This window comes from Micromonospora sp. LOL_014 (assembly GCF_048060245.1).
Taxonomy (GTDB): Bacteria; Actinomycetota; Actinomycetes; order Mycobacteriales; family Micromonosporaceae; genus Micromonospora_E.
In genome coordinates this window covers 101,712-119,196 of sequence record NZ_JBHMIP010000006.1, presented here as the reverse complement: position 1 = coordinate 119,196, position 17,485 = coordinate 101,712, and the positions used below count along the sequence as shown (strand labels likewise).

Annotated in this window: 14 protein-coding genes; all 14 read right to left on the bottom strand. The window is 72.1% G+C overall.

Annotation, left to right across the window (positions count from 1 at the left end; all coding sequences use genetic code 11):
- Nucleotides 1-95: 95 nt before the first annotated feature.
- Complete coding sequence (locus tag ACFHW1_RS07555; RefSeq protein WP_282231720.1) at nt 96-947, bottom strand: sulfotransferase; 852 nt, start codon at nt 945-947, stop codon at nt 96-98.
- Nucleotides 944-2,590: an oligosaccharide flippase family protein gene (locus tag ACFHW1_RS07550; protein ID WP_416568104.1), complete on the bottom strand. Its 1,647-nt coding sequence runs from the start codon at nt 2,588-2,590 to the stop codon at nt 944-946. Before ACFHW1_RS07550 ends, ACFHW1_RS07555 begins: the two co-directional genes overlap by 4 nt.
- The gene (locus tag ACFHW1_RS07545; RefSeq protein ID WP_416568105.1) at nt 2,559-3,707 is read right to left on the bottom strand and encodes a Wzz/FepE/Etk N-terminal domain-containing protein; all 1,149 of its coding nucleotides are present in this window, start codon (nt 3,705-3,707) and stop codon (nt 2,559-2,561) included. The genes ACFHW1_RS07550 and ACFHW1_RS07545 overlap by 32 nt, the downstream gene beginning before the upstream one ends.
- A gap of 17 nt (nt 3,708-3,724) precedes the next feature.
- Nucleotides 3,725-5,206, bottom strand: coding sequence for an O-antigen ligase family protein (locus ACFHW1_RS07540; RefSeq protein WP_416568106.1), 1,482 nt, complete (start codon nt 5,204-5,206; stop codon nt 3,725-3,727).
- Nucleotides 5,207-5,431: 225 nt separating this feature from the next.
- Nucleotides 5,432-6,685 (bottom strand): glycosyltransferase family 4 protein, encoded by a 1,254-nt coding sequence (locus ACFHW1_RS07535; protein WP_416615129.1) that lies wholly within the window; start codon nt 6,683-6,685, stop codon nt 5,432-5,434.
- 23 nt (nt 6,686-6,708) lie between these two features.
- Nucleotides 6,709-7,776 carry a polyprenyl synthetase family protein gene (locus ACFHW1_RS07530; RefSeq protein WP_416554488.1) on the bottom strand — a complete coding sequence of 356 codons (1,068 nt, stop codon included), beginning with the start codon at nt 7,774-7,776 and terminating at the stop codon, nt 6,709-6,711.
- Nucleotides 7,773-9,182, bottom strand: a complete 1,410-nt coding sequence (locus ACFHW1_RS07525; protein WP_416554486.1) for an alkaline phosphatase family protein — start codon at nt 9,180-9,182, stop codon at nt 7,773-7,775. The genes ACFHW1_RS07530 and ACFHW1_RS07525 overlap by 4 nt, the downstream gene beginning before the upstream one ends.
- Nucleotides 9,179-10,363 carry a metabolite traffic protein EboE gene (eboE, locus tag ACFHW1_RS07520; RefSeq protein ID WP_416590570.1) on the bottom strand — a complete coding sequence of 395 codons (1,185 nt, stop codon included), beginning with the start codon at nt 10,361-10,363 and terminating at the stop codon, nt 9,179-9,181. The genes ACFHW1_RS07525 and eboE overlap by 4 nt, the downstream gene beginning before the upstream one ends.
- Entirely contained in the window at nt 10,363-11,214 is an 852-nt protein-coding gene (locus ACFHW1_RS07515; protein ID WP_416615127.1) for a TatD family hydrolase, read from the bottom strand. Before ACFHW1_RS07515 ends, eboE begins: the two co-directional genes overlap by 1 nt.
- Nucleotides 11,215-11,886, bottom strand: coding sequence for an EboA domain-containing protein (locus tag ACFHW1_RS07510; protein WP_416554480.1), 672 nt, complete (start codon nt 11,884-11,886; stop codon nt 11,215-11,217).
- Nucleotides 11,883-12,854 (bottom strand): sugar phosphate isomerase/epimerase family protein, encoded by a 972-nt coding sequence (locus tag ACFHW1_RS07505; RefSeq protein WP_416554478.1) that lies wholly within the window; start codon nt 12,852-12,854, stop codon nt 11,883-11,885. Before ACFHW1_RS07505 ends, ACFHW1_RS07510 begins: the two co-directional genes overlap by 4 nt.
- Entirely contained in the window at nt 12,851-13,771 is a 921-nt protein-coding gene (locus ACFHW1_RS07500; RefSeq protein ID WP_416615125.1) for an SCO3242 family prenyltransferase, read from the bottom strand. The genes ACFHW1_RS07505 and ACFHW1_RS07500 overlap by 4 nt, the downstream gene beginning before the upstream one ends.
- On the bottom strand, nt 13,768-14,940 hold the full coding sequence (locus ACFHW1_RS07495) for an inositol-3-phosphate synthase (protein WP_416554474.1): 1,173 nt from the start codon (nt 14,938-14,940) through the stop codon (nt 13,768-13,770). Before ACFHW1_RS07495 ends, ACFHW1_RS07500 begins: the two co-directional genes overlap by 4 nt.
- Nucleotides 14,941-15,300: 360 nt before the next feature.
- The gene (locus ACFHW1_RS07490) at nt 15,301-17,370 is read right to left on the bottom strand and encodes a ThuA domain-containing protein (protein ID WP_416615124.1); all 2,070 of its coding nucleotides are present in this window, start codon (nt 17,368-17,370) and stop codon (nt 15,301-15,303) included.
- Nucleotides 17,371-17,485: the final 115 nt, after the last annotated feature.

The following is a 17,485-nucleotide window of genomic DNA, read 5'->3' as shown; positions in this document are numbered from 1 at the left end:
GGCAACGGACAACCGCCATTCTGGCCGGAGACACCCAGTGTCTCAGCCGACGGCAGGCCCCGGCCGGCATCAGCGGAGCCGCGATCGAGCGTCGGTCAGCTCCGGGGCGACCAGGTGTGCGGCCAGCCGAGCAGGTCGGCGAGGTCGGCGTTGTGCGGGGCGAAGTAGCTGCCGAGCTGGGCGCGCAGCTCGTCGGTCAGCTCCCCCGGCCCCTGGTCGGTGCGCCGGGTGTGCTGGGCGAACCCCGCCGGGGTGAACGGATCCAGGTCAAGGAAGCGCAGCACCCGGTCGTAGACGCCGGCCGGGTCGACGTACATGTCCTCGCTGCGCAGCACCAGCAGCCGATCCGCCGGTAGGACGGCGTACCAGCGTTGCAACTGCTCGGCGTAACGGCCCCGGGCCAGGTACGAGTGGTTGCGCAGCGCGGTGTGCGCGGCCGGACTGCCCGGCCCGTCGCGCAGCGCGTCGGCCAGCCGCCGCTCCTCGGCGGCGACCGCGTCGGCGAACGACAACGGCTCGGCACCGTACGAGCGGGTGTGCAGGTAGTGCGAGTAGGCCCGCTCGACCGGGTCGCGCAGCAGGGCGATGCAGCGGGCCTGCGGCAGGTCGGTGGCGACCCGGGCCGGCACGCTCGGGTGAAACAGGTAGTACGGACTGGCCTCGAAGCTGCGGACCCCGGCCGGGCGGGCCGGGAAGTGCGCCTGATACCAGCGTTCCCCGCGTCCGTGGTGGATGCTGAAGTACTGCAGTTCCTTGCCGGTGGCCGGGCGCACCTGCGGATGGGCGGCGAGATAGTGGTGCAACGAGGTGGTGCCGCAACGTTGTCCACCGATGATCAGGAAGTCCGGCAGGGCACCCAGCTGGCCGGGCACCATCGTGCGCGCCCAGGCCCGCGCCCCGCGTACCGTACGGCGCAGCCGGTCGGTGGTCCCCCGGTTGCCGGTCATCGTGCCGCCTCCTCCAGGTTCGCCACCGGTGCACCGGGCCGGTCCGGGCCGTCCGCCCCGCCGGGACGGCCGACCCCGCCGCGCCGGCCACCCCGGCGCAGGGTACGCAGCACCATGATGTCCTCCCGGCTCAGGCCCAGCGCCAGCACGACGCCCACGTAGACGGTCACCACCACCGGCAGCCCGACCAGCAACTGCTCCGGCCAGCCGGGCAGCAGCAGCCGGACGACCAGCCCGGCGGCCAGCGCGACCAGCCCGGCGGCGAGCCCTTTGAGCATGCCAACGGTCACCGGCACGGCGTGGATCAGGGCCCGCACCTGCAGCACCCGGGCGACGTTGACCACCGCCAGGGAGATCGCCCAGGCGACCGCCGCGCCGATGATCCCGTACGCCGGGATCAGCCACAGGTTGAGCAGGATGTTCAGCAACAGCGCGGCGATGTTGTCGTACATGTTGATCGCCACCCGGCCGGACATGTTCAGCACCGTGCCGCACGGCCCGGTGGCCGCGTTGACCAACTGCCCGACCGCGAGGACCAGGGTGACCGCAGCGCCGGCGGCGAACCCGCCGCCGAAGACCGTCAGCAGGCTCTCCGGGAAGACCAGCAGCGCCACGAACGCCGGCAGCGACAGCCGCACCACCCAGCCGGTGGCGGCGCCGTAGATCCGGCGTACCTCGTCGGCCCGCCCCTGGTGGTGCAGGTACGCCAGGTACGGCCCGAACGCGGCGTTGATCGGGGCCAGCACGAAGATCGCCACGGTGACCAGCCGGGTGGCGACGTTGTAGACGCCGATCTCGTCGTTGGCGAAGAAGCCGAGCATCAGGGTGTCGACCCAGATCAGGCCGGTCGACGACAGCGACGACACCCAGCTCACGGTGGAGAAGCTGAACAGTTGCCGGGGCCGGTAGACGACCGGGCCCGGCGCGACCCGGCGCATCAGCCGGGCCAGCGCGCCGAGGGCCAGCAACGCGGCCGACCAGCCGGCGATGACCAGCGCCCAGTAGCTGCCGGTGACGCCGGCGCCGAGGATCAGGGCCAGCGCGGTCAGTAGGAGCCGGGTACCCGGCTCGTAGATCTGCCCGATCAGGGTGAACGGCCGCTGGGTGCGCCAGCCCCGGGTGGCGGCGAGCGCCGCCTCGCAGACGGTCAGCGCCGGCAGGGTCAACGCCACCAGGCGCAGCCCGGTGACCAGGCCAGGGTCGTGCAGCGCGGCGGCCAACGCGGGGGCGGCCACGGCCAGCGCGACCGCGATCGCGGTCGCCGAGCCGGCGGAGATGGCCAGGCCGAGCCGGATGGTGCCACGGATCGCGGCCGGGTCGTCGTCGGCGAGGTGTACGGCGACGAACCGGGTCAGCCCGGCCCGGAACCCGGACAGCGACAGCAGGCTGAGCAGGGCCAGTACGGCGTAGCACTGGGCGTACTGACCGACCTCGCTGATCCCTAGGAAGCGGGCCAGCAGCAGCATGACCAGGAATACCGCACCCTGATTGAGGATCGCCCCGACCAGGTTCAGCCCGCCGCCCCGGGCCATCCCGCGGATGTGCTGATCGCCGGAGTCAGGGCCCGACGGGGTGCTGGCGGCGGGGGCCGGGGGCGGCTCGGCCGTCACGTCACCGCCCCGGGTGCGGTTCGAGCGGGCCATCGGATCCGTAGACCCGGCCGCCGGCCTGGGACAGCTGACCGACCGGCGCGGCCCGACCAACCCGGCCGGCCCGGGCCACCGGGATCTCCCGGGTCTCGTCGCCGCCGGTCGGGCGGGGGCCGGGCGGCGGGTTCGGGCTGTCGGTCGACGACGCCGGGGGTTCACCGGCACGGTTGCGGGCGAGTAGCTCGAGCATCGCGACCAGGATGACGGCGAGCAGCAGACCAGCGCCGGCGACCGAGACGGTGGTGTTGATCAGACTGGTGGTACGAGAGACCGCGCGGACCGCGCCGATGCTGGCCACCTCCGCCGGGTCGGCGGCCTGGACCTGTGCGCGGGCGGACTGCAGGCCCTGCCGGGCCGAGGAGAGCGCGCCGGTGGCGGCGTCGCATTGGGCGATCAGCGCCTGATAGTCGGCCAGTTTCGGGCCGATGGTGTCGAGTTGTTTCTGCCCGGCCTTGATCGCCTCGGTGGCGGCGTCGGCGCCGCGGCCGTTGCCGACCGCCTGCATCTGCAGGCGCTGCTGGCGCAGGCTCGCCATCTCGTTGAGGGTCGCCTGGTAAATCTTGTCGGGCTGGGTGACCTTGTTCTCCTTCTCCCAGGCGGTGATCGCGGCGGTCGCGGCGGCGACGTCGGCGCTGGCCGCGGCGACCTGCTCGGTGGCGATCGCGACCTGCGAGGAGAAGAGGAACGCCAGCGCGCGTTCGACGGTCGCGGTTAGCACTGGTGAGACGGTCGCCCGGTCCGGCGAGGTGAAGGTGATCTCCATCTGGCTGCTCACGCCAACCTGGTTGACCACCAGCCCGGACCGCAGCCGGTTGGCGGCCACGCCGGTGTCGGCGACGACCTCGTCGATCACGCGGGGGGAGGTGGCGGCGGCGCTGAACGCGGCGGCGAACTGGTTGGCCGCCTGGTTGCCGGTGAACTGCTGGGCTGCGGTGCCGCCGACCAGAGCCGGGGCGGCCACGTACGCCATAGCGGTGTACTGCTGCGGGGCGATCAGCACCAGGGTCGCGGCCGCGCCCGCAGCTAGCACCGGCACACCGACCAGCAGCCACAGCCGCCGGCGCGCGATGCGCAGGTAGTCGACGATCTCCACGCTGTGGCTCCTACTCATGCCGGCTTTGTCGGTGTTCAGTACTGTCCGGCGGCCGAACGTGGTGACCGGGCCGGTGGGGTAGACGGGTCAACGATCAGGCCGCGGTCCGGGTTGCCGACGGCCGGGGTGGCCCGCCCGTGGGCGATGGCGCTGGCCGCGGCGGCGAACGCGACGAAGTACCACAGCGTCACCACGTTGGAGATGACGTTGGAGCCGAGGCTGACCGCGATGAACACCACCGCGCAGCCGGCGAAACCGACCGCGGCGCCGCGTTCCAGGCTGTCCGGCGGGGCGCGGCGCAACGCCGTACGGGCGGTGTACAGCAGCAGCACCAGCATCGCCAGGTAGGCCAGCAGCCCGGCCAGACCGGTCTCCACGTACGCCCGCAGCAGGTCGTTGTGCGGCTTCTTCGCCTCTAAGGTCTCGTGCTGGGTCATGTTCGGCCCGATCCCGGTTACCGGGTTGCGGTTGGCCAGGGTGACGATCTCCGCCCAGTAGTCGACCCGCCACTGCAGGGTGTTGCCGGTCGGCCCGCCGCCGGTGGGCCGGTCCTCGGCGAGCTGGGCGAACCGGCCCCCGACCGAGGGCAGCAGGCTGACCCCGGCGACCGCGACGACCAGCAGGGTGGCGAGCATCCGACCGCTGCGGTGCAGCACCGCGACGACGATCAGCCCGAGCGCCGCGCCGAGGATCGCCGAACGGGTATTGGTCAGCATCAGGAAAGCCAGGGAAAGCCCGAGCAGTATGGCGAGGACCACCTGGGCGCGACGGGCCAGGAACCGGTAGATCGCGAACCCGAAGACGATCATGAACATCAGGTACCGGCCGAAGGTGGTCGACTGGCTGAACGGGCCGCTGACCCTGATGAACTGGCCTTTGACCTCGGACGGCACCTGCCCGAAGGCGCTGACCAGCACGGTGTAGAGCAGCGCCAGGGCCAGCGAGCCGTAGCAGGCGATCAGGATCCGCCGAACCGCCACCCGGTCGGGCATCAGTTGTTCGAGTACCACGAACATGACCACCACGGTCAGGATCCGCATCGCCTCGAGCAGGCTCGGCGTCGGCCGGTTCGCGCCGAGCGCGCTGACCAGCGCGGTCGCTCCGACCAGCAGCATCGCCCAGCCCAGCGGGGTGCCGCGCAACCGGCCGCTGCGGCGCAACTGGGCGGCGAGCCAGAGCCCGGCGGCGAGCAGGAAGAGCACCGCGACCATGGTCGACGGGTCGCTCAGCCGGGACGCCTGGTCGGTGTCCGTCCGGCCGGCGGTCGGTCCGCTCAGCTTGACCACGTCCAGCAGCGGACGCACGGCGAGCATCAGGATCACGTACCCGGAGAACCGGGTGATGGCCAGCACCCCGACGGCGGCTCCGGCGACGAGGGCGACAGGCAGCACCACACCGCGCCGGTCACCGGCGGCGAGTGCCAGGCCGACGGCAACGGCGACGGCCGCGGCGGCGGCCGCAGCGAGCACGCTGAGCAGCCGGCCCGCTGGCCGGGGTTCCCGCTGTCGTCTGGTCACCGCACGCCGATCCACTGTCCCGCTTTGCCAGTTGTCCCGCTTCGCCCGTTGTCGGGTCGAGCCGCGCCGCATACCCGGACCGCCACCGGCCCCGGGTCGGGGCGGACGGAGGTCGATCCGCCGTCCCGGTGGGCCGGCCCGGCCCACCGCCGTTCGCCGGTGGGCCGGCCTAATCTAGCTGGATCCGCAACGAGGCAGTATAGGCCGACACGCCGGGGCCGGCCATCAGCCGTCCGGTTCGCTGCGGGGCTGGCGGCGGGGCCGGATCAGCTGCGGCTTGCGGGCCGGCAGCAGATTCAGGTACAGCGCTTCCAGCTCGGCGGTGGCCGCGTCCCAGGTGTACTCGACGCCGACCCGGTCACGCAAGGCCTTTGCGCCAATGCGCTCCGCGTCCGGATCGGCGGCCAGCTGGCGCAGCGCGCGGACCAGATCGTCGGCGTCACCATCGCGGAAGATCCGGTGACCGGGTCCGTCGGCGGCGAGCACCTCGACGTGCGGGGTGATGTCACTAGCCACCACCGGCAATCCGTAGGAAGCCGCTTCCAACAGGGTCAGCGGCAGCCCTTCCAGCCGGGACGGCTGGACGAAAGCGGCGGCGTGCGAGTAGAGCTCGGCCAGCAGATCGCCGTACGCGAAGCCGGTGAAGACTACCCGAGGGTCGTCGACGGCCTCGGCGCGTACCCGGGCCACGAAGTCGTCGCTGAACGACGATCCGCCGACGATGGCCAACCGCAGGTCGGTGTCGACCTGGCGGAATGCGCGGACCAGCAGATCCGCCGATTTCTCCGGCACGAGACGGCCGACCATCAGCAGGTACCGGCCGGGGGTGAGGCCGAAGCGGGGGCCGATCTGTCGGGCCGGGACCTGGCGCGGGATGCCGACTCCGTTCGGGATGTAGCTGGCCGAACTGCCGAACCTGGTCTGGTAGTGGTTGGCCAGACCGCGGGAGACGGCGACCCGGGCGTCGGGCACGTACCCGCTGAGCCAGTGGGCGGTACCGAGCACCGTCTGGGCGAGCCGGCTCCACTTGGCCCGCTGCTGGTCGAGGCCGTGCACGGTGAGCACCACCTTGCTGCGGGCCAGGTAGCGGGGCAGCGGCGCGACCAGGCCGGGGCCGAGACCGTGGTAATGGACGATGTCCGGCCGGTCACGCATGGCGGCCAGGGTCGAGGTGGTGGAGTGCACGATGGCGTCGAGGTGTTTGCTGGCCACGGTTCGCACCTGGCGCAGCCGTACGCCGCGATACCGGTCCATCGGCACCGACCCGTAGCTGGGCCGGCAGTACACGGTGACGTCGTGTCCCCGAGCGGCCAGCCGGCTGGCCAACTCCTCGACGTGACGTTCAATCCCGCCGTACGTCGCGGGCATCCCCTTCTGGCCAATCATGGCTATCCGCAGCCGCCGGTGCTCCGTTCCCGGTTCGACACCATGCTGGTCGACCGGATGCGAACCACCGGTCACCTGGTGGGGTACGGCCACGATGCCTCCTTGGGTCCTGCGGGTCAGCTCTGCCGCTCGGCCACCGATTCAGCCAGGACGGTCAATTCCGCGCGCGTCTCGGGGGTCAACGACGCATCGACAAGAATGGTCACCGCTTCCTGGGTACGAATCCGGATCATCTGCTCGATCACCTCGAGAGCTCCCGTGTCGGCGATGATGCTGCGCAGTTCGTCGGCCCCGGTCGGGCCCAGCTCCGGATTGCCGAACAGCTCTCGCAACCGGGCTGCCTGGCTGCGGTCCGCCAGGTTGCGGGCCTGCGCCATCATCACCGTCGACTTGCCCTCTCGCAGATCGTCGAGCACCGACTTGCCGGTAACCGCCGGGTCGCCGAACACTCCGAGTACGTCGTCACGGAGCTGGAACGCGTCGCCCAGTGGATCGCCGAAGGCAGCGTACGCGTCCAGCAGTTCGGGGCCGGCCCCGGCAAGGGCGGCACCGATCTGTAATGGTCGGGTAACCGTGTATCTGGCGGCTTTCATCCGGATTACCGTCAGCGCACTGGCCACGGAACCGTCGCCTACGCCGGACACCAGGTCCAGGTACTGCCCGGCGATCACCTCGGTCCGCATCCCAGCGAAGATCGCGTAGCCGCGTCGGATCTGCTCGGCATCGAGCCCGCACTCGTGGAACATCTGGTCCGCCCAGGCGGCGCAGAGGTCCCCGCAGAGCAGCGCGGCGTTGTGACCGTAGCGGCCGGAGTCGCCCCGCCAGGACGAGCGGGTGTGCAGGTCGGCGAAGATTCGGTGCACCGACGGCTCGCCCCGGCGACGGTCGCTTCCGTCCATGATGTCGTCGTGGATCAGCGCGAACGCGTGGAAGATCTCCAGCGCGGCGGCGGCCGCGACGATCTCCCGGCAGTCCGCTCCCCCGGCACCGCGCCACCCCCAGTAGCAGAAGACCGGGCGCAGCCGCTTGCCGCCGGCCAGGACGAACCGGCGCAGTGTGTCGTACACCCCGCGCGATGCCCCGTCCGGCCAGTGCGGATCCTGCCGGTCGAGGAACGCCGTCAGTTCGGCGTCGCACCGCTCCCGCGGCGACCCGCCGATTCGACGGGCCGGCGCCACGGTCACCGGGACACCTCCGGTGCCGGTTCACCGGCACCGAGCCCGGCCAGCTCCAGCAGCAGCGACTTGACCTCGGTGGCGGCGAACCGGTCCTGGGCCGGCGCCGGGTCCGAGCAGAGCAGCACCGGGCCGTCGGCGGGGTCCTCCGGCAGCCGGCCGTGCGATCCGCGTACCGCCCGGGCACCGGCGTCCAGCCCGACCACGTTCATCGTGTACCGCAGGCCGATCTTCTTGCGGGCCAGGGCGATCGCCGCGCGTGCCTTGGCGGCACCCGCATTGGCCGGGTCGAACAGTAGCTCCGCCGGGTCGTAGCCGGGCTTGCGGTGAATCTCCACCAACTGGGCGAAGTCCGGCGCAGCGGTGTCGTCGCGCCAGTAGTAGTAGGTGAACCAGGCCTGCGGCTCGGCCACCAGCACCAGCTCACCGGAGCGCGGATGGTCCAGGCCGGCTGCCGCCTTCCTGTCGGCGTCGAGGACCTGCGCCACCCCGGGCAGGCCGGCACAGAGCTTGGCCACCGTCGCGACGTCGGCCGGATCCCGAACGTACACGTGGGCGACCTGATGGTCAGCGACGGCGAACGCCCGCGATGTCCACGGGTCGAGGTACTCCATCCCCGCCTGGGTGTAAACCCGCAGCAGCCCTTCGGCGCGCAGCAGCCGGTTCACGTGCACCGGCTGCGACACGTCGGTGATGCCGTACTCGGACAGCGCCACGACGGTCGCGCCGCGCGCCGCCGCCGCGTCCAGCAGCGGAGCCAGCACCGCGTCGAGTTCGGCCGCCGCCCGCTGCGCGTGCGGGCCGGCGCCACCGTAGCGTTGCAGGTCGTAGTCGAGATGCGGCAGGTACGCCAGGGTCAGATCCGGCGAATGGTCGGCCATGATCTGCCGGGTCGCCTTCGCGATCCACTCCGACGACACCAGCCCGGCACCCGGCCCCCAGTAGTTGAACAGCGGGAACGTGCCGAGCCGACCGGTCAGCTCGTCGTGCAGCTGCGGCGGATCGGTATAGCAGTCCGGATCCTTGCGCCCGTCGGCGTGGTAGATCGGCCGGGGGGTGACCGTCCAGTTGACGTCCGCACCCATGGCGTACCACCAGCAGATGTTCGCCACCGTGTAGTCGGGGCGGACCCGGCGCGCGGCCTGCCACAGTTTCTCCCCGCCGACCAGGGCGTTGTGCTGCCGCCAGAGAAACACCTCGCCGAGGCCGCGGAAGTACCAGCCGTTACCGACGATGCCGTGGCCGGACGGCGGCTCACCGGTCAGGAAGGTGGACTGCACCGAGCAGGTGACCGCCGGCAGCACGGTGCCGAGCTCGGCCTGGAAGCCGGAGTCGGCGACCGCCGCCAGCCGGGGCATGTGGCGCAGCAGCCGGGGGGTCAGGCCGACCACGTCGAGTACGAGCAGCGGGTTCATGCAGCGGCCTCCGATCCTGCGGCGGTACGGGTGGCGGCGGTACGGGTGCGGGCGCTCATGCCGAGCCCGACCAGTTCGTCGCGGGCCTGGGCGAGCTCGGCGGCGATCCCGGCGGCGAGCTGGTCGGGTCCGGTGGGGCGTTGTCCGGCCGGCAGCACCCCCCAGGTGTAGGTCTCCACGTCGAAGTGGTCGCAGCCGTCGCCGTCGATGATCGCGGCGAGACCGGCCCGCAGCTGCAGCATCGTCGAGGCCAGCGGCGCGACCGGCGCGGCGTGCAGTGGCACGTGGTAGTGCACCCGCCACGGGCCGGGCAGCCCGGCGTCGAGCGCGGCGTCGAGGTCGTCGGTCGCCCCGGCGACCCCGGACCGGGTCTGGTGCAGGAACCGAGGTTCGACGTAGCCGGCGATCGCGGACCGGTCCCGCACCGGGTCGGTGACCTCCAACGCGGCCGACACCTGGACCTTGACCACCGGTAGCCCGGCGGACCGCAGCCGACCGACCGCGGCGACCGGCTCCTCCCAGGCACAGGCGAGATGGGCCAGGTCGACGCAGACGCCGAGCCGGTCGGTGTCCACCCGGGCCAGCTGTTCGGCGGCCTGAGCGGTGGTCTCCACGACGCAGCCCGGTTCAGGTTCGAAGCCGACCCGGACGGTGCGGCCGGTGTCCCGTTCGACCTCGGTCAGACCGACGGCCAGCCGGTCCAGCATCCGGGCGCAGGCGTCGGCCCGCTCGGTGTCCCACGGCTCCCGCCAGGCCAGCGGCAGCGTGGAGATGGAGCCGCGCTCGGCGTCGTCGGGCAGCAGGTCGGCGAGGATCCGGGCCAGCGCCAGGGTGTAGTCGAGCCGGCGCGGGTCGGCCCAGTCCGGGTGGTACACGGCGTGTTTGACCACCGGCGCCTGAAACGCCTCGTACGGGAACCCGTTGAGAGTGACCACTTCCAGGCCACGGTCGGTGAGCGCGGTGCGCAGCCGGCGCCGGGCGGCCGGGTCGGCGGCGAGCGCGGCGGCGGCCGGCGCGGCCAGCCACAGACCCAGGCCGAGCGGGTCGGCAGCGAGCCGGTCGCGCACCGGCACCGCGTACGTGTCGAGCTGGCCGAGCACTCCGTCGAGGTCCTCGGCCGGGTGCACGTTGGTGCAGTAGCTGAGGTGGACGGTGCGCCGACGCCGGTCGTGCAGGCGCATCAGCCACCGCCCCGCATGATCGAGCTGCCTTCGAAGGTCGGTGCGGTGGCGGCGACGTCGCTCAGGTCGAGCCGGCCGGATTGGCCGTAGAACTCCACCGGGTTGCGCCACAGCACGCGGTCAACGTCGTCGGTGCTAAATCCGGCGGCCAGCATCGCCGCGCCGGTGGTCCGGGTCAGCAGCGGATCGGACCGGCCCCAGTCGGCGGCCGAGTTGACCAGGATCCGCTCCGGGCCGTACTCCTTGAGGATCTCCACCATCCGCGGCGGCGACACCTTGGTTTCCGGGTAGATGGAGAAGCCCATCCAGCAGCCGGACTCCTTGACCAGCCCGACTGTCACCTCGTTGAGGTGATCGAGCACCACCCGGCCGGCGTCGATGCCGGACTCGGCGACCACCGCCAGAGTCCGTTCGGTGCCCCGGGCCTTGTCCCGGTGCGGGGTGTGCACCAGGGCCGGCAACTCGTGCGCGCGGGCCAACGCCAGTTGGGCGGCGAACGCCTCGTCCTCGGCCGGGGTCATCGAGTCGTAGCCGATCTCGCCGACCGCCACCACCCCGTCCTTGACCAGGTAGCGGGGCAGTACATCGAGCACACCGGCGCAGCGGGGGTCGTTGGCCTCCTTCGGGTTCAGCGCGATCGTGGCGTGGTGCCGGATGCCGAACTGGCTGGCCCGGAACGGCTCCCAGCCGAGCAGCGAGTCGAAGTAGTCGACGAACGAGCCGACGTTGGTGCGCGGCTGGCCGAGCCAGAAAGCCGGTTCGACCAGGGCCCGGACCCCGGCGTCGGCCATCGCCTGGTAGTCGTCGGTGGTCCGTGAGGTCATGTGGATGTGCGGGTCGAAGATGCGCATTCACCCCTCCTGTCGGGTGGTGGTGTCTGCCGCGGTGCGCAGCCGCCGCAGCAGGGCGAGCGCGTCGTCCGGCAGGCTCCGGCCGGCGGCGACCCGCTCGTCGTGCAGCCCAGCGAGCATGATCAGCAGTTCGGCGTCGGCGCGGGCGTCGAGGCCGTGCACGGCAGCCAGCGGTACGCCGGTGAAGACGCACTTGAGCACCGCCTGACGCCACGCCGGCTGGTCGAGGTGGCGGGCGTACCGGCCGAGCGCGGCGGCCAGCAACCGGGTGTCGTTGGTCCGGATCGCGTCGTCGAGCAACGGCACCGCCCGGTCACCGACCGGCAGCAGCGGCAGCGCCTTGAGCACCGCCCGACGCTCCGCGGCGTCGCCGTGGTGGTAGCAGTCGGCGACCGCGGCGGCCAACTCCGCTTCAGTCGTGACGGTGGCCAGGTCGACGAGGAGCAGCACCCGGGCGGCCTCGTCGGCCGACCAACCCGGTACGGCAGCCAGCTCGGCCCGGCCGCAGCGGCGGCCCGCGCTGGCGAACAGCATCGGCAGGCTGACCGGGTCGGTGATGATCCGGCTCCGCGCCTGCGCGAGCCAGTCCGGATCGGGTACGCCGGCCAGCGCGGCGGCGAGTCTGCCTGCGACGTCGGCGGGGTCCTCGGCGGGCTGGGCGGACCGGTTCACAGCTGGCCTCCTTCAACGACGGTGCGGGCCGAACCCGTACTGGCTGATGCCGTACCGGCCGGTCCCGTGCGAGCCTGGAGTTCGGCGGACCGGAGGAACTCGATGGACCGGGCGGCGACCGCCGGGGCGGCATGTGAATGCCGGGGCAGCTCGACGGCGACCAGGCCCCGGTAACCGGCGGCGTCGAGGGCAGCCAGCACCGGCGGGAAGTCGATCTCCCCGGTACCGAACTCGAGGTGCTCGTGCACGCCCCGGCGCATGTCGTCGATCTGGACGTTGACCAGGTGCGCGGCCACGTCGGTGACACACTGCGGCACCGGCACCGGCTCCAGGCACCGACAGTGTCCGATGTCGAGAGTGATGCCGAACCGGACCGGGCGGCCCAGCGCGTCGCGCAGCCGCCACCAGCCGGCGATGTCGGCCACCAGCATCCCGGGCTCTGGTTCGAAGCCGAGGGTGACGTCGGCGGCGTCGGCCGCCTCGACGACCGTCGCGCAGCCGGCGACCAGCCGGGCCCAGGCGGTGGCGTCGTCGACGTCGCCCGGGCGCACCCCCGACCAGAAGGAGACCGCCTCCGCGCCCAGGTCGGCGCCGATCGCCACCGCCCGGCGCAGGAAATCGACCCGACGGGCCGCAGTGTCGTGCAGCAGGGTCGGGGCGTGTTTGTGCCACGGGTCGAGCAGGTACCGCGCGCCGGTCTCGACCACGACCGCGAGGTCGAGGTCCCGCAACTGGTCGGCGACCCGGGCCACCTTGCGGGGCAGACCGGCGGCGTACGGGTCGAGGTGATCGTGGTCGAGGGTGAGCGCGACACCCTGGTAGCCGAGGTCGGCGAGCAGCGCCAGCGCGTCACCGAGCCGATGGTTGGCGAAGCCGTTAGTGCCGTACCCGAACCGCAGCCCGGCTGCCGCGTCCGGGCCGGGCCCGCCGGTTGCCGGTTCCCGCTCGCCGGCCGGGTCGGCGGTCATGTCGGGGACACCTTGCGGGCCAGCCGCCGACCGATCGGCGCGGCGGCGGAGACGGCGAGCCCAACGGCGGTGGCCAGGCCGGTGCCGGTGGCCGCCGCCCGGGCGGTGAGCGCGCCCTGCAGGGCGGGCAGACCGACGATGCCGGCGCCGACCGCCGCGCGTACCTGTTCGGGCCGGGGGTCACGGGCGACCGCAGTCTGCGCGGCACCGTATCGGGCGGCGTACCAGCCGGCGAGTCCGGCGGTGACTCCGGCCCGCCACCAGTGGGCGGAGGTGGCCTGGCGGACCGACATGGCCCGGCCGACCGCCGGCGCGACGCTGGCCAGTGCGATGGCAGCGGTCCCGGCCAAGGTGGCCGCCGGCAGCCGGGGATCGGCACCGCTGACCTCACTACGGGACAGTTCGGTCACGGTGTAGGTGTGCGCGGCGACGGCCAGCGCGGCAGGCAGCGCGGCCCGGGTCCGGCCGGTGCCGGCCGAGCCGAGCAGGACATCGAGCCCTCGGCAGGCGGCCATCACCGCCGGGCCGGCCGGGGTGTTCTTGGCCCACAGGTCGTACGCCCAGATGGCGGCGGTCAGCGGCACGCCGACGGCGAGCGCCCGGCGGCCGCCGGTGACGGCGGTGAGCGCCAGCCCGGCGGTCGTGAGCCCGGCGGCGACACCGAGCGCGGCACCAGGTGTGACCCGGCCGGACGGGATGGGTCGCTGTGGCCGCTCGACCGCGTCGAGCTCCCGGTCGGCCCAGTCGTTGGCGGCCATCCCGGCCCAGTAGAGGCAGACCGACGCGCCGGCCAGCCCGGCGGTACGCGGGCCGAGCCCGCCGGCGGCAGCGGCCCCGGCGACCACGTCACCTGGCACGGACAGCGCTGCCGGTGCCCGGACCAGCTCGGCCAGATCCGACAGCTGTGGCGGTGTCATGCGACACCGCCCGGCTCGGCCGTCTGACCGTGCAGGTACGCGGTGAAGTCGACCAGGATCCGCCACTGGTCGCCGAGGGCGTGCGGGCCCGACCCGATCGGGTCCTTGAAGAAGAACGCCAGCTCCGGCAGGGGTCCGACGCGTCCGGCACGAGCGGCGGCGGCGGTCAGCCGGGCAAGGTCCAGCACCAACGGGGCGGCCAGTGCCGAGTCGCATCCGTGCCAGGTGAACTCCATCCGCATCCCGGTGCCGAGGAAGCCGGAGAAGGTGATCAGATCCCAGGCGGTCTTGAAGTCCCCGATGTCGTCGACGTACTCGATCCGGGTGTACCCCTGCGGCTGATAGCCGAGAATCTCGCCAAGTACCCGCTGCTTGCTGGCCGCCTTGGCCGCGTTGGCCGCCGGCTCGGCCAGGTTGGCCCCGTCGCCACCGCCCAGCAGGTTGCTGCCGGACCAGCTGCGGACCTGCAGGTTACGCAGCGCGAACATGGGTGCCAGCACCGCTTTCACCAGCGTCTCGCCGGTCTTGCCGTCATGCCCGGCGTACGGCGCCCCCCGCTGTCTTGCCAGCTCGTCGAGGGCCGGCAACCGGGCCCCCACCGACGGGGTGAAGTCGACGTAGCCGCAGCCGGCGCCGAGCGCGGCGTACGCCGCCAACGCGCTCGGCGGCAGCACCGGCGGGCCGCCGGATGCCTCGGTGAGCGCGGCGGCGAGCGCGGCCAGGTCGTGGTGCGCCGGATGCGGTGGCGGCGCCGGTTCGGTGGTCGAGACGTTGACCACCACTACCTGATCCAGGTCGTGCCGGCGGCGGAAGGCGACCAGGTCTGCGGCGATCGCCGCCGCTGTCTCGGCCTGGGTGGCCCCGGCCGGCAGCGGACGCAGCTGTGCTTCCAGACCGGTCAGCTCGGTGTGCAGGGCGGCGACCAGCCGCCCCGGGACCACACCGGCGCTGGCCAACGCGTCGGCCTTCTTCACCAGCGGCGTCGCGGCGATGTCGTGGCCGCCGAAGACGAGATCGGTGAAGTTGGGCAGGGCCGAGCCGCGCAGCGGCGGCAGTTCGGTGACGCAGCCGGTGGTGTCGGCCAGTCCGGCGCGCACGGCCAGCGCGCCGACGATGCTGGTGACCGCGACCGAGCCACGGGCTCCGATCAGCCAGACTCCGGTACGCATTCCTGCCTCCCAACGCCCGCCGCTGGCGGTGCTCGTTCTGCTGCCGGTTGTCTGCCTTGCCGGTTCGGCAAGGCCCCGTCCGTCCGGGCGCGCCAGGGTGGCACCACCGTCGACGGCGCCGAGGTCGGCGTCAACGACACCGTCGCGGGCCCGGTCGACCGGACGGACGGGGCTGTGGCAGGCAGGGACGTTCGGCGTTCGGCCCTGCCTCCCCCGCATTGAGTTGTCCCCGGCCGGCTCACGCCGGCCGCGGTACTGCTGGTCGGTCCCCGGCCGGGGACGGGTGGTGCGCCCGCCCCGGCGGTTACCGGGTCGTCGTCCGTGGGCCGGTGGCCGGCCGGCCACCGGCCCACGGACCGGTCAGCTCGCCGGGTTGAACATCCGGTCCCGGCTGAACTCACCGAAGAACACCGTGTCGTGGTAGTACGCCGGCAGCTTGTACTCCGACTCCAGCGATTCGTCGTACTTGTAGATCGGGCCACCCATCGGACCGACACCGCCGGTGCCGATCACCGGCCACTGGAAGTCACAGCTGCCGACCGGGTCGACCAGGTAGCTGTCCCGGCAAGTGGTGGTGGCGTTGAACGTGTACCAGAACTGCGGCTGCTCGACCGGCGGCAGCACGCTCAGAGCGGTGTTGCGCGGCGAGTCGTTGATCGGCGCGGCGCAGTTGAACGGCTCGCCCGAGGTTCCCGTCTCGAAGTCGTAGTCGATGTACGGCAGAGTCGGCGAGTAGCAGTACGGCCAGCCGTAATTGCCTGCGGTCTTGGTCGCGAACCACCGGCCGGTGCCCTCCGGGCCCCGCTGCGGGTCCGGGTTGCGCGAGTCCGGCGAGTAGTCACCGATGTAGACGAAGCCACGGTCGTCGACGTCGAACCGGAAGGGGTTGCGCAGGCCCATCAGGAAGATCTCCGGACGGGTCTTGTCATCGACGTCCTGCGACTCCCGGAACAGGTTGCCGGCCGGGATGCTGTAGCTACCGTCGTCCTTGACGCGGATCCGCAGCACCTTGCCCCGCAGATCGTTGGTGTTGGCCGAGGAGCGCGCGGCATCGTAGGCCGGACCCCGGGTCGCCGACCGGTTGATCGGGGTGTAGCCGTCCGAGCCACTGGCGTTGGTGTCGTCGCCGGTGACGAGGTAGAGCAGGCCCCGGCCGTCGAACTTGACCTCGCCGGCCACGTGGCAGCAGGCGCCCCGGTCGGTGTCGACCTTGAGGATCTCCTGCTCGGTCGACATGTCCAGGTGCGGGGTCGGCTCCTCGACGAACTTGACCCGGGAGAGCAGGTTGTAGCCCTTGAACGGCTCCCAGACGCTCGGGTCGTCACTGTTGGCCGGTGCGTCGCCCTCGTTGACGCCCGGGGTGGCCGGGTCGTCCACCGGAGTGTCCAGCGGTGGCGCGTAGTAGAGATAGACCCACTTGTTCTCGGCGAAGTTGGGGTCGAGGGTCACCGACTGCAGGCCGTCTTCGTCGTGCTGGTAGACGTCCAGGTTGTTGATGACCGGGCTGGCCCCCGACGATGGGTCGTACAGACGGATCTCACCGGCGCGGGTGTTGTGCAGCACCCGGCCGTCGGGCAGCACCGCGAGAGTCATCGGCTCACCGGGCTGGTCGTTGAGAACGACGCGCTCGTAGTTGGACTCGACGGTCGCGCCGCAGTCACCCTCGGCGATGCCCGCAGCCCATTCGATGCCACCGAGCAGGTGCTTGCGGACCGCCCCGATGGTGAAGGTGTCCGCCGAGGCGCCGAGACCGGTGTACCAGGACCGGCCGCCCTGGTAGTCCTGGCACCAGGAGATCGGGTGGTCGGCGCCCATGCTGCTGCCGTCCAGCGACGTCGGGTCGACGCTGGCCAGCACGTGCTGCACACCCCGGACGTTGCCGGTGTAGTTGAGGTACTCGTCCTCGACGATCACTTCGCGGGGCATCGTGGCCGTGGACGGGTGGTAGCGGTCGACGACGTCGATGACACCGGCACCGCTGGCGCTGGTGCCGGTCGAGGTGGTGCCTACCAGGCCACGGTAGAAGGCCCAGTCCGGCTCGGCGTCCACCGCGAGGTGCACGCCGAGGTAGCCACCGCCGGCCTTGACGTAGTCCTCGAACGCTTCCTGCTGCGCGTCGTCGAGCACGTCACCGGTGTTGTTGATGAACACCACTGCCGCGTAGTTGGCGAGGTTCGCACTGGTGAAGCTGGTCCCGTTGCGGGACACGTCGATCGTGAAGCCGTTGTTCTTGCCGAGGGTACGGATGGCGTTGACACCCTTGGCGGTCGACGGCTGGGCCGCCTCCTCGCTGTGGGTGTAGACCAGCACCTGGTAGTCGTCGTGGTGCTCGTGGCCGTCGTGGGCGACCGCTGGCGCGGTGGTGATCATGGGTGCGGCGAGTGCCGCACCCGCGGCGACGGCAAGCCATCGCCGGGCGGATCTACTCATCAGTCGTTCCTCCGGGGGTTCGGGAGGCTCACGCCTCACCGTGGGCACTGATTCCGTTGTAGACGGACAGTTACGGTTGGTGCCTCACCCCTGGCGCGGTGCCACGTCCGCCAGA

What these genes read in the sequence shown, in the direction of transcription:
- ACFHW1_RS07525 (WP_416554486.1), bottom strand. Translation starts at nt 9,182, where the DNA reads ATGAACCCGCTGCTCGTACTCGACGTGGTCGGCCTGACCCCCCGGCTG.
- ACFHW1_RS07495 (WP_416554474.1), bottom strand. Translation starts at nt 14,940, where the DNA reads ATGCGTACCGGAGTCTGGCTGATCGGAGCCCGTGGCTCGGTCGCGGTC.
- ACFHW1_RS07490 (WP_416615124.1), bottom strand. Translation starts at nt 17,370, where the DNA reads ATGAGTAGATCCGCCCGGCGATGGCTTGCCGTCGCCGCGGGTGCGGCA.
- ACFHW1_RS07555 (WP_282231720.1), bottom strand. Translation starts at nt 947, where the DNA reads ATGACCGGCAACCGGGGGACCACCGACCGGCTGCGCCGTACGGTACGC.
- ACFHW1_RS07550 (WP_416568104.1), bottom strand. Translation starts at nt 2,590, where the DNA reads ATGGCCCGCTCGAACCGCACCCGGGGCGGTGACGTGACGGCCGAGCCG.
- ACFHW1_RS07545 (WP_416568105.1), bottom strand. Translation starts at nt 3,707, where the DNA reads ATGAGTAGGAGCCACAGCGTGGAGATCGTCGACTACCTGCGCATCGCG.
- ACFHW1_RS07500 (WP_416615125.1), bottom strand. Translation starts at nt 13,771, where the DNA reads ATGACACCGCCACAGCTGTCGGATCTGGCCGAGCTGGTCCGGGCACCG.
- ACFHW1_RS07515 (WP_416615127.1), bottom strand. Translation starts at nt 11,214, where the DNA reads ATGCGCATCTTCGACCCGCACATCCACATGACCTCACGGACCACCGAC.
- ACFHW1_RS07505 (WP_416554478.1), bottom strand. Translation starts at nt 12,854, where the DNA reads ATGACCGCCGACCCGGCCGGCGAGCGGGAACCGGCAACCGGCGGGCCC.
- eboE (WP_416590570.1), bottom strand. Translation starts at nt 10,363, where the DNA reads ATGCGCCTGCACGACCGGCGTCGGCGCACCGTCCACCTCAGCTACTGC.